The organism is Bradyrhizobium sp. 23AC, assembly GCF_054863025.1.
Genome location: NZ_JAVAYN010000349.1, coordinates 1 through 202, shown reverse-complemented (window position 1 = coordinate 202; position 202 = coordinate 1). Strand labels below are relative to the sequence as shown.

The window sequence follows — 202 nt, the reverse complement described above, 5'->3', positions numbered from 1 at the left end:
CGTCGACGACGGTCAGCGGATGGCATCGCGTCCCGTTGGCGAGCGGCAGGTGACCCTTGAAGTCCATCTGCCACAGCAGGTTGGGAGCTTCCTTCTCGAAGCGATGCCCTGGATTGGGGGGCGCGCTCTCGCTCGGTTTGACTTTGCCGTTCCGACACAGGATCTGGTGCACCGTCGACGGCACCGGCACCGCCTGGCCATC

General features: G+C 65.3%; 1 pseudogene. It reads right to left on the bottom strand.

Annotated elements, in window-relative coordinates:
- Nucleotides 1-202 (bottom strand): annotated as a pseudogene (locus RAD10_RS42705) (IS481 family transposase); the annotation flags it as partial.